The sequence below is a fragment of the Parabacteroides sp. AF14-59 genome (genome assembly GCF_003479515.1).
In the GTDB taxonomy this organism is placed as follows: Bacteria; Bacteroidota; Bacteroidia; order Bacteroidales; family Tannerellaceae; genus Parabacteroides; species Parabacteroides faecis.
The window spans coordinates 107,465-129,616 of the sequence record NZ_QUHH01000009.1; the positions used below are offsets into that span (position 1 = coordinate 107,465).

At 43.3% G+C, this 22,152-nt stretch carries 16 protein-coding genes; 9 read left to right on the forward strand and 7 right to left on the reverse strand.

Features of this window, described 5'->3' with window-relative positions; all coding sequences use genetic code 11:
• Positions 1-30: 30 nt before the first annotated feature.
• Positions 31-2,064 (forward strand): HAMP domain-containing sensor histidine kinase, encoded by a 2,034-nt coding sequence (locus DWW23_RS11950; protein ID WP_158583177.1) that lies wholly within the window; start codon positions 31-33, stop codon positions 2,062-2,064.
• 11 nt (positions 2,065-2,075) lie between these two features.
• The gene (locus DWW23_RS11955) at positions 2,076-4,178 is read left to right on the forward strand and encodes a HAMP domain-containing sensor histidine kinase (protein WP_122353509.1); all 2,103 of its coding nucleotides are present in this window, start codon (positions 2,076-2,078) and stop codon (positions 4,176-4,178) included.
• Here DWW23_RS11955 and phnW read toward each other — a convergent pair.
• The 3 genes from phnW to DWW23_RS11970 are packed head-to-tail and all read right to left on the reverse strand — an operon-like array spanning position 4,171 to position 7,458.
• Positions 4,171-5,262, reverse strand: a complete 1,092-nt coding sequence (phnW, locus tag DWW23_RS11960) for a 2-aminoethylphosphonate--pyruvate transaminase (RefSeq protein WP_122353510.1) — start codon at positions 5,260-5,262, stop codon at positions 4,171-4,173. The genes DWW23_RS11955 and phnW overlap by 8 nt on opposite strands.
• Positions 5,263-5,288: 26 nt before the next feature.
• On the reverse strand, positions 5,289-6,071 hold the full coding sequence (gene phnX, locus DWW23_RS11965) for a phosphonoacetaldehyde hydrolase (RefSeq protein WP_122353511.1): 783 nt from the start codon (positions 6,069-6,071) through the stop codon (positions 5,289-5,291).
• A 46-nt stretch (positions 6,072-6,117) separates the two neighbouring features.
• Entirely contained in the window at positions 6,118-7,458 is a 1,341-nt protein-coding gene (locus DWW23_RS11970) for a DUF5690 family protein (RefSeq protein ID WP_122353512.1), read from the reverse strand.
• A gap of 197 nt (positions 7,459-7,655) precedes the next feature.
• Between DWW23_RS11970 and DWW23_RS11975 the strand changes: the two genes are divergently transcribed.
• Positions 7,656-8,534 (forward strand): hypothetical protein, encoded by an 879-nt coding sequence (locus tag DWW23_RS11975; protein ID WP_187576543.1) that lies wholly within the window; start codon positions 7,656-7,658, stop codon positions 8,532-8,534.
• Positions 8,535-8,613: 79 nt separating this feature from the next.
• On the opposite strand, the gene DWW23_RS11980 is transcribed toward DWW23_RS11975, so the two are convergent.
• Positions 8,614-10,869, reverse strand: a complete 2,256-nt coding sequence (locus DWW23_RS11980) for an inorganic phosphate transporter (protein ID WP_122353514.1) — start codon at positions 10,867-10,869, stop codon at positions 8,614-8,616.
• A gap of 659 nt (positions 10,870-11,528) precedes the next feature.
• Between DWW23_RS11980 and DWW23_RS11990 the strand changes: the two genes are divergently transcribed.
• Complete coding sequence (locus DWW23_RS11990; RefSeq protein ID WP_122353516.1) at positions 11,529-12,659, forward strand: OprO/OprP family phosphate-selective porin; 1,131 nt, start codon at positions 11,529-11,531, stop codon at positions 12,657-12,659.
• 63 nt (positions 12,660-12,722) lie between these two features.
• Here the strand turns inward: DWW23_RS11990 and DWW23_RS11995 are convergent, their stop codons facing one another.
• A complete protein-coding gene (locus tag DWW23_RS11995; protein WP_122353517.1) occupies positions 12,723-14,687 on the reverse strand; it encodes a family 20 glycosylhydrolase in 1,965 nt (654 codons plus the stop codon).
• 138 nt (positions 14,688-14,825) lie between these two features.
• On the opposite strand from DWW23_RS11995, the gene DWW23_RS12000 reads away from it, so the two are divergent.
• From DWW23_RS12000 to DWW23_RS12020, 5 genes are all read left to right on the forward strand, one after another.
• Positions 14,826-15,539, forward strand: a complete 714-nt coding sequence (locus DWW23_RS12000) for a ThiF family adenylyltransferase (protein WP_122353518.1) — start codon at positions 14,826-14,828, stop codon at positions 15,537-15,539.
• 4 nt (positions 15,540-15,543) lie between these two features.
• Positions 15,544-16,197 carry an ABC transporter ATP-binding protein gene (locus tag DWW23_RS12005; RefSeq protein WP_122353519.1) on the forward strand — a complete coding sequence of 218 codons (654 nt, stop codon included), beginning with the start codon at positions 15,544-15,546 and terminating at the stop codon, positions 16,195-16,197.
• Between the two features lie 22 nt (positions 16,198-16,219).
• Complete coding sequence (locus DWW23_RS12010) at positions 16,220-17,590, forward strand: sodium-dependent transporter (RefSeq protein ID WP_122353589.1); 1,371 nt, start codon at positions 16,220-16,222, stop codon at positions 17,588-17,590.
• 85 nt (positions 17,591-17,675) lie between these two features.
• Positions 17,676-18,401: a helix-hairpin-helix domain-containing protein gene (locus DWW23_RS12015; protein ID WP_122353520.1), complete on the forward strand. Its 726-nt coding sequence runs from the start codon at positions 17,676-17,678 to the stop codon at positions 18,399-18,401.
• Positions 18,402-18,438: 37 nt separating this feature from the next.
• Positions 18,439-19,206: an AAA family ATPase gene (locus tag DWW23_RS12020; RefSeq protein WP_122353521.1), complete on the forward strand. Its 768-nt coding sequence runs from the start codon at positions 18,439-18,441 to the stop codon at positions 19,204-19,206.
• Positions 19,207-19,208: 2 nt separating this feature from the next.
• Here the strand turns inward: DWW23_RS12020 and DWW23_RS12025 are convergent, their stop codons facing one another.
• Together DWW23_RS12025 and DWW23_RS12030 are read right to left on the reverse strand one after the other, a co-directional pair.
• Positions 19,209-19,715 carry a flavin reductase family protein gene (locus DWW23_RS12025; RefSeq protein WP_122353522.1) on the reverse strand — a complete coding sequence of 169 codons (507 nt, stop codon included), beginning with the start codon at positions 19,713-19,715 and terminating at the stop codon, positions 19,209-19,211.
• A gap of 40 nt (positions 19,716-19,755) precedes the next feature.
• Positions 19,756-22,083, reverse strand: a complete 2,328-nt coding sequence (locus DWW23_RS12030) for a TonB-dependent receptor (protein WP_122353523.1) — start codon at positions 22,081-22,083, stop codon at positions 19,756-19,758.
• Between the last annotated feature and the right edge of the window lie 69 nt (positions 22,084-22,152).

Sequence of the window (22,152 nt, forward strand, 5' to 3'; positions counted from 1 at the left end):
AAAAAGATTTCAACGATATTGCTAATTATAATGACAGGATTATTCTCTTGCACACAGTTGAGAGCAGAGATAGACCGGGCCCTGACTGACAGCTTATGCAATGTCCTGAAAAACACGAAAGACCCGGCTCGAAAATTGCCTCTTTTATCTCATTTAGCCCGCCTTTACTGGCAGCAACCCGAAGAAGTTTCTTTTCTTAAAGAACAGATCGATTTATCCACAAAACTCGACTCCATGCAATATGTTTACGATGGATACTCAAGATTATGCCGCTACTATTTCAACAATTCTCAGTTAGACAGTTTAATCTTCATGAAGAATCTACTAGACTCGATCTGTCAGCAACACGAAGCAACACCTCCTGAATATTTTCAGGTAAGGATTATATTATGTAAATATTATCAGGGTATATTAAATTATGAGCTGGCTATCAGTGAAGCATTCAAATTGTTGAATGATGCCAGAAAAGCTCAGAATGACTATGGGTTAATGATGGGATACCAAAGTATCGGATTTGCCTATCAGGCTATGGACCGAAACAAAGATGCCGTTATTGCATACCGAAAAGGGCTGGATTACTTACATAAACTAGAAGACAATCCGGTTTATGAGATACAATATATATCGGAGATGCTCCCTTCGTTTTTGGAAGAAAACCTATTGGCTGAATCCAGGCAAATACTGGACAGATACAACGAACTGTATCAGATCGCAAGCAAATATTACAAGACGAGAGGAATCCCTTACCGATCGGTATGGCATCGGTGGCTTGTCAACAGTTATTATGCTGAATTATATATGAAAATGGGACAGCTCGACAAAGCCGGAAAATATATTAAAGAAGCTGATAAATATGCGGTTAACTCGACCGAAGAAAACATGAAATATCCCTATTATCGCATAAAAGCTCTGTACCATCTCAAAACAAAAGATTACCAAAAGGCACTTGAAGAGATCGACAAGGGATTGGATGTTGAAGTACAGCCCAATTACCTGAAACTAAAGATCGAGATTCTGCTTGCCGACGGACAAAAAGCCAACGCAATAGCAACTTATGAAGACCTGTTCACTTTGGATGCACAGATAAAAACAGAGGCATTCGACCGCCAGATTTCCCAACTCCGCCTATTAAACGACCTGAACGATCAGGAACAGCAAACGTTCGAATTACAACGGCAAAACGATGAGCTGGTAATACAGCGGCAGTTGGTAAAAATGGGTATGTGGATTTCACTGTTATTGTTGGTCCTCTTATCCCTGTTGGTTTGTTATTTCCTGCATTCCAACAAACTGAAAAATGCGTTGCAAAAGGAAAAAGACTCATTGGTGGAACTGGAAAAACAATTACAGATCGCCAAAGAAAAAGCTGAAGAAACAGACCGGCAAAAGACTGCATTCATTGCGAAAGTCAGCCATGAAATACGCACCCCTTTGAATGCGATCGTCGGGTTCTCCAAACTATTAGGTGAAGAAGACGATTTCTACTCAGAAGAGGAAAAGCACGAATTTGCCGGATTAATCAAAAGCAACTTCGAACTGCTGATGGCTATAGTAAACAACATACTCGACCTCTCTTTGCTGGAAGCCGGTAGAGTAAAACCAGCCATAGACGCTTATGATATCGTAGCCTGTTGCCGGGAAGTCATAGAAGAAATAAAGCATCTTATACTCCCCGGAGTAAGACTGACATTTATCCCGCCTGTCGAACAGTATATGTTAAACACAGACAAACAGCGTTTCAAACAAATCCTGATAAACCTACTGGGAAATGCTGCCAAATTCACCCGCGACGGAGAAATTAGACTCACATTCGAAATAGAGCCGAATCTCCACCAGATCCGGTTGTCGGTAACAGACACTGGATGCGGCATTCCCATTGAGAAGCATCCGCACATATTCGACCGGTTCGAAAAAGTAAACGAATTTGTCCAGGGGGCTGGCTTGGGATTAGCGATCAGTCTGCTGATCGCCCAACTGCTAAAAGGCAGTTTATTCATAGACTCCACCTATACGTCTGGTGCCCGCTTTGTCTTTATCCATCCAATCGGACTTACAAACCAATAACAACCAGGAAGATGCAGCATACTTTTTTCAAATATCATCCTTCTATATGGAAAGTAACAGGACTCTTATTGTTACTTTTCGTCCTACCTGCTTCAGCAATCAGAGAACACAAGACAGAGATAGACAGTCTTAACCGTATTTTATCGGAGCATCCCTCTCCCTGCCGGTCGATCCCCGTGTTATCCCGGCTCGCAAAGCTTCATGAACAGAAACCTGAACAAGTCGTATATCTGAAAGAACAAATAAAGGAAGCAGAAAAAATCGATTCCATCCAGGCCGTCTATGCTGCTCTATCCGAAATTTCCGTTTATTATTATAACATGAAAAACGGAAGCGACAGTTTAACTTACTGGGTACAACAGATCGACTCGATCACCCATAAACGCCACGAGTACCCCGACGTATTGTTCAGGGCTAAATCATTGTATTGCCAGGATTTATTATGGAGTGGCAATTATGAAGAATCCATGAACCGCATAACCGATCTATATCAACTGGCAGTAGAGAAAAAGCAAAATTACGGACTTATGCGTTGCTCGGAATGCCTCGGTCAGATTTACCAGGCCATCCGCCGGGACAGTGATGCTGTCGTCGCTTTCCAGGATGGACTCGACCGATTGGAACAACTGGGAGGAGACGAAGAGACCGAACTGCGTTTAATCTCCTATCAGATAGAATCGAACCTGCGAACCGATGCGTATGAAAAGACAGCCGGAATGCTCGCTGCTTATAAAAAGTTGATCGACAAACTAAATGAATTGAATGCCACCAACAACAGCCTGTATGTGGTTGACCGCGAATACTGGCTTCTCTATTCTTTTTATACCGACCTGTATCTGCAAGAAAATAAATTAGATAAAGCCAAAGAAGCCCTCGAAATGGCAACCCGTTTCGAAGGCTGTGAATTTGTGGAAGGCGACTATGCCTGCAGAGTCTATCTGGCCGTAAAATCCCGTTATTATACCCAAACCGGCAATCTCTCTACTGCCTTATATTACATTGACAAACTATTGGAAGAAAAGCGTTTGCCGGAAGTATTACAACTGAAAGCCGATATTTTGAAAAAACAAGGTAAACAAGATGAAATACTGGCACTCTATGACGAAATAGATACCTATAACACGAAAAGAAACAGTGAAATGTTTCTGCGCCAGGTCAATCAATTACGCACCTTACACGATATAAATTTCGAAATCGTATTAAAAGAAAAAATAAAGAACAACCAGAAACAGATCAGTCAGGAACATTATCAACTGATCTTTTTTATCTCACTGATCATCATATTAATAATAATTCTGTATATTCTATACATTTACATTCGCCGGACACAACGTTTGAAAAACGATTTATTACAGGAAAAGGACACTTTGCTGGAGTCAAAAGAGAAACTGATACTTGAAACGATGCGAGCCGATGAAGCCAGTTATATGAAAAGTTCTTTCATCGCAGATATGAGCCATGAGATACGTACACCTTTAAACGCAATTGCCGGTTTCTCCGAATTACTGATAGATGAAGCAACCGAGTCAAAAGAGAAAAAAGAATATTCCGCTATTATCCAAAATAACACGGACTTGATGCTGACATTGGTAAATGACGTACTCGACCTGTCGAAAATGAAGACAGGCGACATGAGTTTCAATTTACAGAAAGTTCCCTTGGCTGAATGTTGCCAGAAGGCTCTCGACAGCATCCGGCAGAGTGTCCGTGAAGGAGTGGCACTGACATTTAATCCGGCTCCGGAACAGGTCATAATAAAAACGGATGCCATGCGCTTGCAACAGCTACTTACAAACCTTCTGGCCAATGCGATCAAGTTTACAGAAAAAGGCGAGATCAACCTAGCTTATAGCCTGGAGGCCGACAGAAAACAGGTACGCATAACAGTAACCGACACCGGGACGGGCGTCCCTCCGGAAATACAGGAAGAGATATTCAAACGTTTAAAAAAACAGGATGACAGCAGGGCCGGGACAGGACTGGGACTTCCTATATGCTATTATATCGCTGAACATTTAAGCGGGCCGGGCAAGATATTTCTGGATACTTCCTATACCGCCGGAGCCCGCTTTGTGTTTATTCATCCTTGTGAAACAGACGTTCCCGTCATCTAACAGGCGTCAGTTTTATCGCTTCCAATAATCTTTCCATATCCTGTGGGAAGACATCTCCGATATTACCGATACGGAAGGTGTCGGCATCCGAAATCTTTCCGGGATAAATAACAAAACCTTTCTGTTTTAGGGCTTCATAAAAAGCCGGAAAGTCAAAATCTGCATGAGGATATAAGAAAGAGGTAATGATAGGCCCTTGTGAAGCATCCGGCAATAATGTCTTGAATCCCAATGCACGCATACCATCCACCAAGGTACGGTGATTCTTTTTATAACGTTCGTAACGGGCAGCAATGCCTCCTTCTTCATTCAGTTCTTTCATTGCCTGGTAAAAGGCACGGACTACATGGGTAGGAGACGTAAAACGCCATTTGCCTCCACCTTTTTCCATCGTTTCCCATTGTGCATAGATATCCAGTGACAATGAACGGGCCACCCCTTTACAAGCCATCAATTTTTCTTTTTTTGCAATGACAAAACCAAAACCAGGAACTCCCTGGATGCATTTATTGGCACTGCTCACCAGAAAATCGATATCTAATTTCTTCATATCGATAGGCACGCCTCCGAAACTACTCATCGCATCCACGATAAACGTGATACCCTTGCCACGGATCACTTCCGCTACCTCTTCGATCGGATTCAGCAAACCGGTCGTTGTTTCACTGTGCACCATAGACAGATGGGTGATACCCGGATTTTCTTCCAAAGCACGGCGGGCAACTTCTCCTGTGATCAGCTCCGTTTCGTGCAGAGAAACCAATACATGGTCGATATGGTAATATTCCGCAATCTGTGCCATACGTTTTCCGTATGCGCCATTCGCAAGGATCAGCAGCTTGTCGGCCGGTTTTACGGCTGCTCCGATCGTTGCTTCTACGCAGTAAGTGCCGCTTCCCTGTAAAAGCACATCGGTATATTCGTTCTCGTCCAGTCCCGCAATAGCCAGTAAGCCCTTACGGATCGGAGTTACAATTCCTTCATTATAATCTTTATCCCAGGTACACCAATCCTGGAGCATGGCTTCGCGTACAGTCTGTGACGTACTCAACGGGCCGGGAGTCAGTAAAAGATAATTTCTCATTTCAATGGATATGTTATGTCGTTGTTTTATCTATTAATTTTCTCAATGCAAGCAGGTAGTTCAGTAATATTATCCAGCACAAAATGGGCACCTGCTGCCAGCATTCGTTCACGCACTTCCCGTTTCAGTTCCACCAGCTCGTCGGCAGAGCGATGGTTGTATTCTTCCTCCGTAATTCCCATCTCGTTACTTCCTGTTACGAGACCGATGCTCCACACCTTCGCATTCAGGCCCTCTTTGATGTCGGCAATCGTATCGCCCACCTTAACGACGTTATCCACAGACGGGATAGCCAGGTCGATCATATTCTTATAGATCATATAAGGTGCAGGACGTCCGGCGGGAACATCATCCGGGGTAACCAGGTTATCGACTTCGTAACCTTTGGCTGCGGCATCAGGACGGACCACATCCATCATAGCCTGTGTATAACCGGTTGTAGAGCCGATCTTTATACCGTCTTCGCGCAACAATTTGATCGTGTCGAGTACGCCCGGTATCGGCGTGGTAAAATTCTTCAGAGAAGCAAACAGATGTTTCTCGAAACTCTGGTACATCTCATTTACATCGGTCATATTCCAGTCGCGGCCATAACGGGCACGGAACTTATCACTGACGTCCGGCATGTTCAGAATTGCTTTGATATGATCAATCTTGAGAAGTCCCATCGGCTCACGTGCCTGACGGTAAGTAATATCGATCCCTTTTTCTTCCGAGAAAACTTTCAGGAAAGCGTTCAGAGGGGCAAAACAACCAAAATCGACGGCCGTTCCGGCCCAGTCCATAATTACACATGAAATCTTCTTCATAACTTATTATTTATACTAATTATTCTTTTATTCCGGCATATCAAATTCAGGCTACGGTGATGGCATTCTGCGAAACGGCTTCAAGTGTCTCTTCCCTGGCGGCTGTCACACCTGTCTCCTTACGGAAACGCTGGTGCAAATATACAAAAGAACAAGCGAAAGTGATACAGCAAAAGATGCCTACATAACCTGCAAGTTGGTTATAAAACAGTGCCCAATCGATATTGGGATTGAAAAATTCTTTCAGGACAAGTACCACAACAGTTCCGGTATATCCCAGGAAGTCTGTCGTTACGATAAAGAAACCTACATTCCCACGGATCTTGAAACAAGCGATAAAACGGTCGAAAAAGATAGTCTGGAATGTCAGATAGGTTATATACAGGCACAAACTCTGGATGAACAACCATACGATAGGTGAAAGCCGGAACTGCTGCTGACCAAAAGAGACGACCGACATCGTAACCATCCCTATCATGATCAGGCCAAACAAGACAGACAGTGCCTTCAAATTATCCTTCACAAAAACCATCAGACCGAATATCCCCAGGATAATCAATGTAACGATACTGTCGACCTGTGCGAAAAGCCAGGGCGAATAGGCAGAAACATCTATGATATTCACCAGAAAGTCTTCCTTAATATCACGCAGAACGACGATAGCGATATTTGCCACGAAAAGCATACTTAAAAAAGGCATATAACTTTTGAAAAGTTCCTTGCGTTGTCTCCCGTTCAATGTTTCGCGTTCAGACTTCATGGCGATATCTTCTTTCGTCGGCTTGGGAAGTCTGTTAAGCGCCCACCCCAGTAAAAGCAACAGAGGAAGTGCCACCGCACCGATCAATGCAGGCATCCAGAACTCGCTGACATGTAAATGATTCATGACATACAATCCGACCGACTTGGCCGTTCCCGAACTGACAACCATGCTGACTCCCAACAGGCTCGCTAGAATATCCGTTACCCGGCGTCCTTCTATAAAACTGAAAATAACTCCCCACATACATCCCAGTGAAAGGCCGTTGAGGAACATAGCAGCCACGTTGAACGGAGTGGAAAGCAATCCGAACAGGATCAGCGACGCTTCCGCCAGCAATACAGATGTCAGGATAAACCTGAACCGCTCTTCCGCTCTTAGTTCAGAGATCAGTTTGATACCGATAAACTTAGAGATCACATATCCCAATATCTGTGAGATCGTCACTACCACCTTATAATCCAGATCAAAAAATTCCGCATTCTCGAAAGAAGCAGCGGTGAACGGCTTGCGAAGTGCATACACCAATGAATAAGATAATAAAGCTGCACCTCCCGCCCAAAGGATAAAAAGGAAATCGGAAAAGCGTTTCCGGGTTGTTTCATTTATCTGCAAAAAGTGATTCATATCATGCTGTCATTTTGTTTTCGGTAGCAAAATTACCCCGGTGATATTACAGGAATATTACTGAACGCATGAATCTATATTATTAATATATAACGATATATCAATAAATTATAAAGAAACATTTATGTAACATTCATGTAACGGAAATGCAACAACCCGGCCGTTATTTTGTACCATATTTAAGAAGATATTACATGATGAACGATTTTCTGGAACTCTACAAAAGAATCGAATATTTAAGGAACAGCGGTATAAAAATGAAAGAGATAGCAGACTGGGTGGGAATGGCTCCCAGTGTGTTGTCATCGCTCTACACAACAGTTTTGCCTGCCTATTTTGAAGGAAGTAAAACGATGCCGCAGGAAGAGGCACTCGATCAGGCGTTGTCGCTGGTCAATAACGTATCCAAACGGCGGCTGCTTTCAGGACTGGAAGAGACTTTGCAACGGCTGGATGAACTGGAACCGGCAGAACGGCATACACAAAAAGGGATCCCCTTTGTCGAATCACTTATCGAGGAAATGTCTCTTTCCGCACGCCAGCTGCCTGATATCTGCGGAGTCTATGCCAGTTACAGCCTTTCTTCCTCTTCCGATTGTCTGAAATGCGAACCTTATCTGATCGCGTTATCCGACAATAAAGATCATATCCGTATCGGACGCCTGAATGCTTACGGAGAAGTACAATGGGGCATCGGTGTAAACGGGAATCCCCAGAATCTCTATTGCCTGTTCAGCGAAAGCCCGGTTCCGCCCCTTATCCTGGTTACACTTTACCTGCAAATCCCCATGTTCAAAAACCCCGGACAATTACGGGGATTGTACCTTGGACTGGATTACAACCGGAATCCGGTTGCCCGCCGGATCGTTCTCATAAAAGAATCGGAAAACACAGATACGGAAGAATTCCTGACAATGAAAAGCGGCCTGATCGCTAAAGAAGATTTCACCCCGGAACAGCAGGCTTATTACGATTATACCTGCCAGACCGGCGATTATATCAAAATGTGTACCGTCCCTTCTCTCCGCATGGATGAGAGCGACCTGATAAAAGAGAAGAAGATGCTGGCCTTATAAAGCCGGCATCTTCTTCCGTTATAATTTCAATTAGAAAACAGCACTATAAGCCATTTTGACCAAGTGCTGTTTTTATTCCTTATTCTTTCTGGAATTTACGGCTAACCTTGATCAGGTTTGCAGTAAATGATACGACATTTTGTGCTTCCTGCACCATATTCAGATAAACCATACTTACCTTAGTACTGCCGCTCTGTCCCTGGATACGTTTCAACTCACCTTTTTTCAGAGCAGTAAGCTGGTTAGTCAAAGCTACAGATTCTGCAATCACATCGTCGAGACGGTGATAATCGTTCTTTTCGATCATCGAGGCGCAACGTTTCAGGTAAGCCACAATACTTTCCGTCATTTTGCCAAAATCTTCTTTCTGGATATCGTTGAGCGGACTGAAGTTATTATCCACATGTTCCTTACTCGGCTCCGTCATACGGCGGATACTGAATATAATCTCACTGGCAAAATCATTCCCTTGATAATAATACAAGCCTTTTTCAACAGCTATATCATGATCCAGGTGGGTCACGCCAAGCGTTCCGACCCGCTTTACCTGTTTCAGGTGGATCTTCTTTTCTTCCACAGCGGCCAGGACTTTACGCAATTCACGCAAATTTTCATTCATAAATCCGTGAACCGATTTATCCAGCATATCGGCAGTGAATAACAAAACTGACTGCAATTCTTCACGGCTATGTTCACGGAACAAAGCAAGCGCTTCGTGCCCGTCGGTAGTTTCACGCAATTTGGCAACTGTTGTATTGACTTCTTCTTTCAATGCCTCTTTCTTCAATCTCTTTTTATAGGCAATCTGATTGCGAACCAACATATAAACGGCTACACCGACCATTGCAACCATAGCAGCAATGCCTCCGAAGTGTATCAACAAAGCAACCAGGAAACAAATTGTAAACGCGGCACCAGCCGTAATAAACCATCCGCCGATCACCGACAATACACCGGTAATACGATAAACGGCACTTTCACGCCCCCAGGCACGGTCGGCCAACGAACTACCCATCGCCACCATAAATGCAACATAAGTAGTAGACAGGGGCAATTTCAGAGAAGTTCCTACCGCGATCAACAAGCCGGACAAAACGACATTGACCGAAGCCCTGACCAAATCGAAGCTGGCTTTATTTTCGAGTATTATTTCATCATTATTGAAACGACTGTCTATCCAATCCTTCACACGAGGTGGAACGACACTTAACAACGTACTGGCCGTATTGTTGCATGTTCTCACCAATACACGGGCAACCGGAGAGGTACCGAAACTTTCATTTCCTTCCGTCTGCCGGGATAAATCGAGCGATGTCTTGATCACGCTTTGTGCTTTTTTGGATGTAGCCAATGCAATCACCATCACCAACCCTGACCCCACCAGGAAATACCAGGGTGTTTGTGCCGGTTCAAGCAGAGAAGTCATCAAAAACGTATCGGTAGTCGTCGTTCCCCCCTGAGCCATCAGGTCTATGTAAGAAGAATATCCTGCCAAAGGAACACCGATAAAGTTAACCAGGTCATTACCAGCAAAAGCAAGAGCCAGAGCAAACGTACCCATCAGCACTACCACTTTAAATACATTTACTTTCAACCAATGAAGGATCTGCATCAGGACAGTGAAACCGATAAAGGCTCCCCAGACGATCGTATCCGTATTACTATAAACAACGTCTTTCAATTCGCCGGTCATAAAAGAACTTTCTTTCAGCCCTTTTATCAGCATGAAATATAAAATGGAAGTAGCAGCTAAGCCACCAAACAGAGCTATAAAATATTTTGTATGTTTCTTATAATTAAATGTAAAGATCAAACGGGAAATATACTGTACCACCGTTCCGAAGAAAAAGGCGATCGCCACGGAAAGGAAAATGGCCAGGATCACCGTAAAGGCTTTGTCTGTATTCAATAAATCTCCGAATTGCAAAGCCCCGTCCGAATGAGCAATCTTGACCAGGGCAATAGCTACCGTACCACCGAGTAATTCGAAAACCAGCGAAACCGTCGTCGAGGTAGGCATCCCCAGCGAATTAAAGATATCGAGCAACACGACATCCGTGAGCATAACAGCCAGCAGGATACACATGATCTCGGAGAAAAAGAAGTGTTGCGGCTGATAGATCCCGTGCCGGGCAATATCCATCATACCGTTTGACAAAGAAGCGCCGACAAAAATACCGATTGCGGCAATTACCATAATAACTTTAAACGATGCGGCCCTCGAACCGATTGCAGAATTCAGGAAGTTTACTGCGTCATTGCTAACTCCGACCGACAGATCGAACACCGCCAGCACAAAGAGGAAAATTACGAGGAACAGATAAAATGTTTCCATAAATGAGTGTTACATATTCGACGACAAAGGTCTGAAACAAATATTTCACATGTGTTACACGGATATTACAAACATATTACAATTGTTAAAAACGCCCTTATTATTAGAACAACACAGAGAAAACACTCGAAGCTCATATTGCTACCACCATAAAAAAATTACGCGAATCGCTCAAACAAGAAAAATAGGCAAGCCACGACTCATTCGGAAATACTCCGAATTCGAAACTATTACCACAACCTGGCATTTTTCCCAAAACTACCGGCAAAGGAAAACGCAATCTGTATCCGACATGAAACCAAAGACAAAGAAAAAGGATGAAATTTGCCTGCCCTTCAACTGAATTTGCTTGATTTATGAAACAAATCATTCTGACAAATGACATACATTTGTTATATAAAACTTATTGGGAAATAAGGGGGTCGGTTAAGTAAGAGAGGGAAAGAACTGGAGTCAAATCCGGACTTTCCCTTTCATTGTTTTTATATTTATCGGAACCAGAATATTTTTTGTTTATCAATAGGGGTATTATCTGAATTTTTGTCTTATTAGTAAAGATGCAAACTCGGTCTATAACCAATATCTTTACAATATCACTTCAATTTTTTCCATTTTTTTCGTTCCTTTACAGTTTCATACTGTAAAGGAACACTTTTTTCATGAAACAAATAACAACCTTATTTCTTATTCTACTTATTACTATTCCGATTTTCGCTGTGCCGGACTCTTCTCCCATTGACTGGAAAGTTTCCGGGCGTTTACTCCTGGACGGTGGCGCATATATTCATTCCCCGAAAACGTTACATGCCGGTACGCATATTTCCGATGTACGATTAGCGGCAAAAGTCCGTATCTATTCATACTGGTATACCAAAATAGATGTCGGCTTCGCAAACAATAAGGTAACACTGAAAGATGCCTTTACCGAATATGGAAAAGACGGGAATTATTTTCGTGCCGGTTATATGCTTGGTTATTATAGTATAGACCAATCGACCAGTACGAACGATCTCGTTTTCAACACAGCCTCTAATGTGTCAGAAACATTTTATCCGGACCGCCGGATCGGTGTATCCTACACCCGCTCCCTTCCTTCCTATTATTTATCTGCAGGTGCATTTTGCGGTGACGGACTCAGTTTCTCCGAAACGACCAGGCCCGGTTATAATTTCTCAGGGCGCGCGGTCTGGCGTCCGCTAAACACATCGGAAGTTTTGCTTCATATAGGAGCGGGAGCCTTATTCAAAGTTCCCGACAAAGATACGAAAACAGGCCTGCAACAAATCCGGTTAAAGAGTAAGGGAGTTACCTACATTCCTTCCCCACGACCGTTGGACCTGGCGTTCGACCACGTAAAAGATCAGATCCAATCGAATATCGAATGTCTCCTGTTCCGGAAAAAGTGGCTTCTGCAAACAGAGTTCCTCTATACAAAAATCCATCAGAAGGATATCCGCCCTTCTTACTCTGCTCATGGAGGATATATATTGGGAGGATTTCTGCTGAAGGGAAACAAATATGCTTATGATACACTGGATGCCGTACCGGTTATGCCACAGGAACCACATTCGATACTTTTGGCCTGTCGTTATAATTATACGAACCTGAATGATTTCAGTAGTCATATTACAGGAGGAAGCCAGCACGATCTATCTATCGGCATCAATTATTATTTCAATACATATATTTCCTCCCGCCTGAACTACGCCCATCTCTGGATGGATAAGTATTCATTATTAGGCAAATGCGGAATCAATATGATGCAGGTACGGTTGCAGGTACGATTTTAGCTATCCATGCAATGTTTTAGTGTAAAAAGAGCTTTTACACTAAAACATTACTTCTTTCATTTATCACTTGCAATAATTCAATACTTCCACATTCGTGATCGTACTCTTGAAATCACCGGCCTTCTCCAACGGGAAAACCAATGTACGGACATAACTCATAGAATCCTTACCTCCGTTAAAGAAACGTTTCTGAATTGTCAGATCTTCCTTCAACTGTCCGTTCACATACAAACGAGTCGATTTTTCGTCACCGCTGATAGCAATTGAAGCCATTTCATCGGGGTAAAACTGATAATTGAACGTATTCAGGTAGCCGTCACGGGCAAATCCGAGCTTTCCTGAAACAGGATCGGAAAGATAAAAAACAGCATCCGGCGAACGGAACAACTCGGTCCCTTTTGCTTCGGGAACAGACTTAATATCGAAAGAAACAGTATATTGATAGCCGATCTCTTTCAAACCGGTTTTCATTCCGGGCTGCAAAGCATCCTGAGTATAAACTGTACGCGGTTTGTTCCCGATCCGCCCGGCCACATTCACCCCCGGTGCTTCGCTTAATGCGACACGTGAAGTATTGAACGTTTCATAAGGCACCTTGCAGTCTTTGCCGGTCCACATCTTGACAGCCAGTGTCTGCATAGCCGGAAAGACACGGTAATGAATATCTTTCGTACTGATTCCGTTACCTGCATGGTCATTCCAAACGGCAAACATACCGCCTTTGATCTGTTTATGCTTTTCTGGGAAAACCTCTTTTCCGATATGTGCCGGTGTCCAGTCTTTATATAACTTCTCCGTATTCAGGTAGTCATAATAATAACCGGCAGCCGGAACGATATACAAATAACCGTCGGGAACGCTGACCAGATCGTATCCCTGTTTGATCATTTCCTTCGGATCTGCATAGCCGTTATACCAGGCATTCATCAATACGTTTTTAGACTTAACAGGAGTATCGCCGTTGGCATGAGTCAAGGCACCCCAAACACAGGCCTGCTTGCCGAAACCTTCAACAAAACGGATATAATGATCGGTGAATTCGCGGAATTTCTCTACAACATCTTTCTTTTTATTGGAATATTCGTCTGTCCCGATATGAACTCTTTTGCCCCTGAACACAGGATTCCGTCCTTCCAGATATTCACGGAACAAGCTGTCGACAAACTGATAAGTTTCCGGTTTAAACAAATCCAGATGATCCATTCCATATTCTTCGCTACCAATTTCCGGACGGTATTGCGTCAAAGCTAAAGAATGTGCCGGGACATCTATTTCCGGAATGATCTCGACACCCAGGCTATCCGCCAGCTCCTGTAAAGCAATAAATTCCTTTTTCGTATAATAACCGTCACGGGCAGTCAGGCCGGGATACGTTTCACACTCCAGACGGAAAGCGGAATAGGTCTTATTCCAGTCATGTTCATAATATTGTTTGAAGGCATTATCATTCAGGTGAACCTGGAATGTATTCATTTTATAATACGCCATCATCTTCACGTAGTCACGCAGAAAATCCATCGGAATGAACTTTCGTCCGCAATCCATCATAAAACCACGGATCGCATAATCCGGATAATCACGCACAGCACCTTTCGGCAATGCCTGATCACTGTTTTGTTCCGTCATCTGAAGGATTGTACGGGTCGCCCAGTATAAGCCCTTTGCTTTAGGAGCAGATATGCTTACACGGTCTGCAATTCTTACAGCATAACCTTCCTCACCCAACTGTCTGTCGCCGGACAATGAAAAAACAAAGTCACCGGCAGAGGCTCTCCCCTGTACAACAGTCAGTTTACGCCCGAACATAGTTTCGTAATCTTCAGCGAACTGATTAGCGACACGGGCAACAGCCGAATCTTTTCCCAACCAAACGATACGGGAAGTGGCAGAGGGTGTAAACATTCCCTGGGCACCTCTCCATTCCTGCAATTCAGGTATCACGAACGGTTTCTCATTATTGGCAGCAAAACTTTTTCCTAAAAAGAAAGTACATGCTGCAACCAGCATCAAATAGCGTCTTATCTTCATCGTATTTTAAATTTAAGCGCACAATATTACAGCTTTTTAATCACCCGGACAAGCCCAGAATAAAGGAATAGTTAAAAGATGACTAATAAAAAGGCGGTTTCTGATTGATTTATTACTTTTGTGCTCAAAAACATATTAATGAGTTACAATTGGAACACACGGACGGAACTTTTGCTGGGTGCCGAACGGATGGAGTACTTATCGCATTGTCATGTGCTGGTTGTAGGATTAGGAGGCGTCGGAGCTTATGCCGCCGAACAGATCTGCCGGGCCGGTATCGGACGCATGACCATTGTCGATGCCGATACGGTGAATGAGAGTAATATCAACAGACAATTGCCCGCTTTACATTCCACACAAGGGATGCAGAAAGCAGAAGTTGTCGGCCAACGTTTACTCGATATCAACCCCCGGTTAAAACTGACGGTACTCAATGAATTCCTGCGTGACGAGCGGACAGAAGAAGTTCTTTCTGCCACAAAGTACGATTTCATCGTGGATGCCATCGATTCACTCAGTCCGAAAGTGTACTTATTATATTATGCTCACAGGCATGAGATCCCAATTGTCTCCTCAATGGGAGCCGGTGCCAAACTCGATCCGTCGCAGGTGAAAATAGCCGATATTTCAAAGACCTGCAACTGTGCATTGGCTAAAGCCGTACGCAAACGTCTTCGGGGAATGGGACTGAACAAAGGAATCCCGGTTGTTTTTTCGACCGAGATAGCCAACCCGGAAGCAGTGGTAGAAGTGGAAAATGAACAATGTAAGCGGACAACTACCGGAACGGTTTCGTATATGCCGGCTATTTTCGGCTGTTATCTGGCTTCCTATGTAATAAGAAATATATAATCAAATGATACAGACGCAGGGCATTACCAAAAGTTTCGGGAATTTACAAGTGCTGAAAGGCATCGATCTCACAATTAATAAAAGCGAGATAGTAGCTATTGTCGGTCCAAGCGGCGCGGGAAAAACAACGCTGCTTCAGATCATCGGAACATTGGATACACCGGATAACGGACAATTGTTCATTAACGGGACCGAAACCGGCAAGTTATCCGAAAAAGAACTGGCCTCCTTCCGTAACAAAAATATCGGCTTTGTTTTTCAATTCCATCAGCTATTACCTGAGTTTACCGCACTGGAAAATGTCATGATCCCAGCCCTGATTGCGCAGGAAAAGGCAGCCAATGCCGAGAAAAAGGCCAAAGAGATTCTTGATTTCATGAAACTATCAGACCGTATGACCCACAAACCGGCAGAATTATCCGGAGGAGAAAAGCAACGGGTCGCCGTAGCACGGGCACTGATCAACAATCCGTCTGTGATCCTGGCAGACGAACCATCCGGGAGCCTGGATACCAAAAATAAAGAAGAATTACACAGCCTTTTCTTTGAGTTGCGTGACCAGATGCACCAGACATTCGTTATCGTAACCCATGATGAACAACTGGCTGCAAACACCGACCGCGTAATACATATCAAAGACGGGGTTGTTTTACAATAAACAGAAAGAGTATAAATTATTTATGGCAAATAAAGAGAGAGTAACTTTCGGCAGTAAAATCGGAGTAATATTAGCAACCGTCGGGTGCGCTGTAGGCTTGGGCAGCATCTGGCGTTTTCCCTATATGGTAGGATCGAATGGCGGTGGCGCCTTCCTGCTTGTTTTTATGATATGTACTGTTTTACTCGGACTTCCTATCATGATCACCGAATTTTTTATCGGCCGTCATTCGCGTAGAAATGCAGCAGGGGCTTTCAAAGAATTGGCTCCCGGAACACAATGGTCGCTGATCGGTTACAACGGGGTTTTAGCAGCTTTCCTGATATTGGGTTTTTATGCGGTTGTTTCCGGCTGGACATTGGAATATATATGGCAGGCGATGACCGGCTCGTTGTCCGGGAAAACAACGGCAGAATTCACTACAGACTTTGAAACATTTTCATCCAGTGCACTCCGCCCTATCGGATGGACCATCGTTTTTATCGCGTTGACCCATTTCATTATTGTCTCCGGTGTAGAGAAAGGGATTGAAAGGGCTTCCAAAATCATGATGCCCGCCTTATTTCTTATATTACTCATACTCTGTATCCGTTCGGTTACTCTGCCTGGGGTGGACGAAGGGTTGGCATTCCTGTTCAAACCCGATTTTGAAAAGATCACCTCTTCCGTCGTTTTAAGTGCGATGGGACAGACTTTCTTTTCACTAAGTATAGGTATGGGCTGCCTGATCACTTATTCTTCTTATTTCGGGAAAGATACCAACCTGCAGCTGACGGCCATACAGGTAACTGTTCTGAATACATTCGTAGCATTACTGGCCGGTATCATGGTTTTTCCGGCTGTATTCAGCTTCGGCATTGAACCGACAGCAGGTCCGGAGTTAGTATTTATTACTCTTCCTAATATTTTCGAGCAACTCCCGTTTGGAAATATCTGGTCATTCATCTTTTTCATTCTGCTGGCTCTGGCTGCACTGACCTCAACCATCTCTTTGCATGAAGTCGCTACAGCTTACGTCCACGAAGAATACCACATGACAAGAAAAAAAGCAGCCTGGATCGTATCTATAGGTGTCGCTATCATCGGTGCTCTTAGCTCATTATCTTTTGGTCTGCTTAAAGAATACACGATCGGCGGCCTGATCCTTTTCGACGCGTTAGATTATCTGACAGCCAAAATAATGATGCCTATCGGAGGTATGATGATCTGTATCTTTGTAGGACTCCGGATCGAGAAGAAAGTACTGAAAGAAGAATTGACAAACAAGGGAACAATTACTTTCTATTTCTTCAATACATACGCTTTCTTTATCAAATACATCGCCCCGGCAGCTATCGGACTTATTTTCCTGAACGAACTAGGCCTGATCAAGAAGATTACCGCTCTGTTTTGAAAAATAAACGCTATAAGTTACTTGTTTATTGGCAAGTAACTTATATCTTTGTAACAGAGTATTCATTTTATATAATACCTCAACTATGAACTGGCGAGATTTACTTTATTTTTCCAAAGGGGAACGTAGGGCCCTGACTCTCCTACTCTGTCTGATCTCTATATCCTGGATCATCTTATTTGTGACGGACAATAAACCGGACTATTTTGCCGATGAAAATAAAAAGGTTACAGAACCGGTTAAAACAACTTTAAATACAATTGCAAAAGGCGCTGATACAGGAAAATGGCAAATACCCTCATCCGGTAGTAAAAACAATTCCTCCCGGAAGAAAAAAGAATTTCATCCGAAAGAAACTAAAAATACACTCGGAAGGAAGCCTTTTCCTAAAACTGAAAAATATCCTGCCGGAACCATAGTCGAGCTAAATACAGCCGATACTACAATTCTAAAAAAAGTACCCGGAATCGGAAGTACATTCGCCCGCCGGATTATTAAGTACAGAGAGTTGTTAGGTGGCTTCTACTCTGTCTCCCAGCTTCACGAAGTATATGGGATCGACGAAGAACGATACAATACGATGAAATCGTGGTTTTCGGCAGATCTGTCATTAATCTGTCAATTAATTGTCAATAAAGTATCCATGAATGATTTGCAAAAACATCCTTACATCAACTACCGGCAGGCCCGCATCATCGGACAATTACGAAAGCAAAAAGGTAAACTGACCGGTTGGGAGAACTTTCAGCTCCTCGAAGAGTTCACCGATGCCGACAGGGAAAGGCTGACACCATATCTGTCGTTTGAATAAGCAAAGAAGTTTATATACATTTGTAAAAAAGAAAACTATGATTTACCTCAAACAAGTAAAACTGACCAATCCGGCAGAAGTAGAAGGACCGGTAGAAGATTTGAAATATCCCTTCCGTGCGGCAGCCGTACGCTATATCGAATCAATTATTTTCCGGCAACCGGTTACTTTTCTGGTCGGTGAAAACGGTGCAGGCAAATCGACCCTGCTGGAAGGCATCATGTTCAAATATGAAGAACGGGATGAAAACAAACAAGGCATGTTGTACGACGGGAAAGAAGCTTGGAAATCCTATTCAAACGTTTTGCCGCAATGCATCCGGCTGATTGAAGAACGGAAACCTTTCGACCATTTCTTCTTCCGTGCCGAGTCTTTTTTTGATCATGCCGCAGAAATCGATGCCAAATCGATGAAAGACATATTAGATTATGGGCGTGATTATTCTTTAGGAGCCTACGGAGGACGGCGCTTACTGGAACAATCGCACGGGGAAAGCTTTCTCAGCACTTTCCTGAACTATGCAGGAAGAAACACCCTCTTTATCCTCGATGAACCGGAGGCAGCCCTCTCGCCTCAACGACAGCTGGCACTATTGGTCAGGATCCATGAACTGGTGGCACAAGGTTGCCAATTGATCATCTCCACCCATTCGCCGATCATCATGGCTTATCCGGATGCAGATATTTATTCCATAGAAGAGGATGGAGCACATATTACTCCGTATGAGGAAACACAACATTATCAGTTAACGAAGTATTTTCTGACCCATACGGAGCAAATGCTCAGGGAACTCGGATTACGGTAAAATCACTTTTCCCAGGCATTCAATATTTCTGCCACATATACATTATGCAAATTGCCAGCCATCGCGCTGTACCATTTTTCATACAAAGCCGGATCGACAAAGCTATTCTTATCCATCTTTGTTACATAAAGCGTTTTGCATTCCAACGTCAGGCGGGATTCTTTAAAACAAGGATTTCCCAATTCTGTAAAATAAGGAGTCAAACCTGTCGCAGCGACCTTGTTTATATCGCGTCCGGATTTTGAACCACATATTTTATGCGCAGCTTTATGCTCTTCACCCAGAAAAGAGAGCGTAAAACATCCCTTTTCATCGACAAATTCACGGGTATAACGCTCCGGACGAATGAATACGAATACAACCGGTTTATTCCAAAGGAAACCTACACCGCCCCAACTGGCCGTCATCATGTTAAACTTGTCTTTGTCACCGGCACTTACCAGCATCCACTCTTTACCGATAATCTCAATAAAATTATCCTTTATCAAAGCGGGTTCAATTGCTTTCATACTTTCTTATCTTTAATTTTTTTCAAAGATACAAAGAATATCATTTACCCGTACTCATCACACCGGAGTCGTTATCGGCATTGTTCAAACGTTTCTGACCAGCCTTATAGGTACGACCAAATGAGAAATTATAGGTTAAAGAAACAACGAACAAACGTGAGCTTTCTTTGATATACATCGCTTTTTTATAAGATGCATACTGGTTCCAGTTTTCCGTCTTTACTTTATAGTTATCAGAGAACGGGTTAATTGCCCCTACTCCCAACGACAGATTCTTATGATTGTAACGCGCCATAAACATCTGAATATTTTCGCCACCTTCCAATGTCTCACCCCAGAACCAGTTCCAGTTCGTATTCATCTGATACATCAGCATGAACTTCTTCCAGGTCAGAGAGGCTTGTGCTTCACAATACCAGTTCGTATACCGATGAGAATAAGTATTCCCGTTACTGATATAATGATTCACACCGCCTGTAAATGAAAACTGCAGGATATCTTTGATCGGTCCGATACGGAACATAGCCGAACCTGTCAAACGCTGCCAGTTCTTTTGATTATCCCAGGTCTGAATGATCTTGTTCCCTTCCTGGTATTTTTCATCCATAATAGGATTAGGAAGATATTCATAGGCTCCGTCTAAATTAGTGTAAAAGATTCCTTTCTGATACTCATAAGTAAGAGCTAGGCGATAACGCATATAAGCTTCCAGTTGCGGGTTACCGCGTTGCAATTGCAAAGAATCGATCACCTGCTCGATTGCACTCAGATTTCCTAAAGAAGGAGAAGAATTACCGACATAACCTCTCAAACGGATAAACGATTGTCCGGGCAAAGCATATTGCAATGTAAATCGCGGATTGAAGGTATAATATTGATAAGAATCATCTGTTCCATCCTGTTTGTAATAGGAACGTGACACACCAACCCCCAGAGTATAATCCAGTTTCCGGGCCTTTCCTTTAAACTCGCCATAAAGAAAACTTTCCGACTGATTCATACGGGTATTATAATCATGTCCGTTACGATACTCATTATTAGAAAATGACTGCGTATGACGGATTCCGGTACTCAAACGGTTCCCATTCCCCAGCTTTTTCTCATAAATACCTTCACCGATCACTGAATATTTATTACCTGAAACCCGGTTATTAATATCCGTCAGCAAATCTTCACCGCGGCTTTCCTGATAAAAGCGATGAGAGGAAGTACGATTATAAGTTCCGACCACATTAAAGACCAATGTCTGATCGTTTTTCAGATTACGCTGATAATATAAATCTAACGCAGGAACCTGATTATCTGAACTATTCAGATCGACCATATCCACATAGTCTGATAGATTTTCCTGATTGGATAAAATACCACGGTAATCCCAATGCGGTTGATGATTGCTCCAGTAGCGGAAGGTGGCATTGAACAAATACTTCTCCTGATCCTGTACACTATAATTCAGATTCAGATTATGCATGAACATACGGCCATGAGCAGGTTCACCTTCTTCTTTCCGGTGTAAAACCGTTCCGTCACCCAAATGGAATATCTCCTCATTATCTCTGGAAAGACCGTAAAAGTCACGCGGACCGATCCGGTAAGAAGCACCGAATTCCGATTTCTTATGATTGATCTTTCCTGAAACCCGATGTTCTCCCCATAATGCATTCACACCCTGGCTCATATCCACACTAAAACTTCCCCCTGTCTCCGGACGGCGAACGATATAATCGAGCACAACTTCCGCATTGCCATAACGCAATCCGGGATTGTCGTGATATTCAAGACGGATAATATCGGAAGGGAGCAATGCCTTGACTTCATCGAGCTCCACTTTTACACCGTTAATACGAAGTTGAACTTCCCCATTTCCCGGTATCTTGATTTCATTCGACAGCGGATTCACCTGTATCTTCGGCAGCATCAATTGTTGCAACAGATCCATCCCGTTGGTAGAAGCCTTAACCTGCCGATCGGACGGGAAAACCAGTTTCCGGTCGGAACGACTACTCGTATTCGAAGCACTGACCGTAACACCGTCTAACGAAACCGATGCATTCTCCATCGGGATATCACCCAATGTCACACTTTTATTAAATCCTTTCAAAGAGACATACTGTGTCTCATATCCCAGACTGGAAACAGCCAGCAAATAATCGCCTGATTTCACCTTATCCAAAGCAAAATTGCCCTTTTCATCGGTAGTTGTTCCGGTAATAAACATTGAATCCATTGTTTGCAGCACAACATTGGCAAACTCTAATGGTTCTTTGTTCTGACTATCCCTGACCAAACCTTTTATTCCTAAATTTTGAGCAAAAGCTCCCTGTACCATGCAGCCCAGCAGCATGATCCCGAATATAATCCGTCTCATAAGTTTATTATTTTTTATCTATTGCAGGGTGGCCTTTCCTGCCTTTCGTTTGTTTCTATTCATAAGACG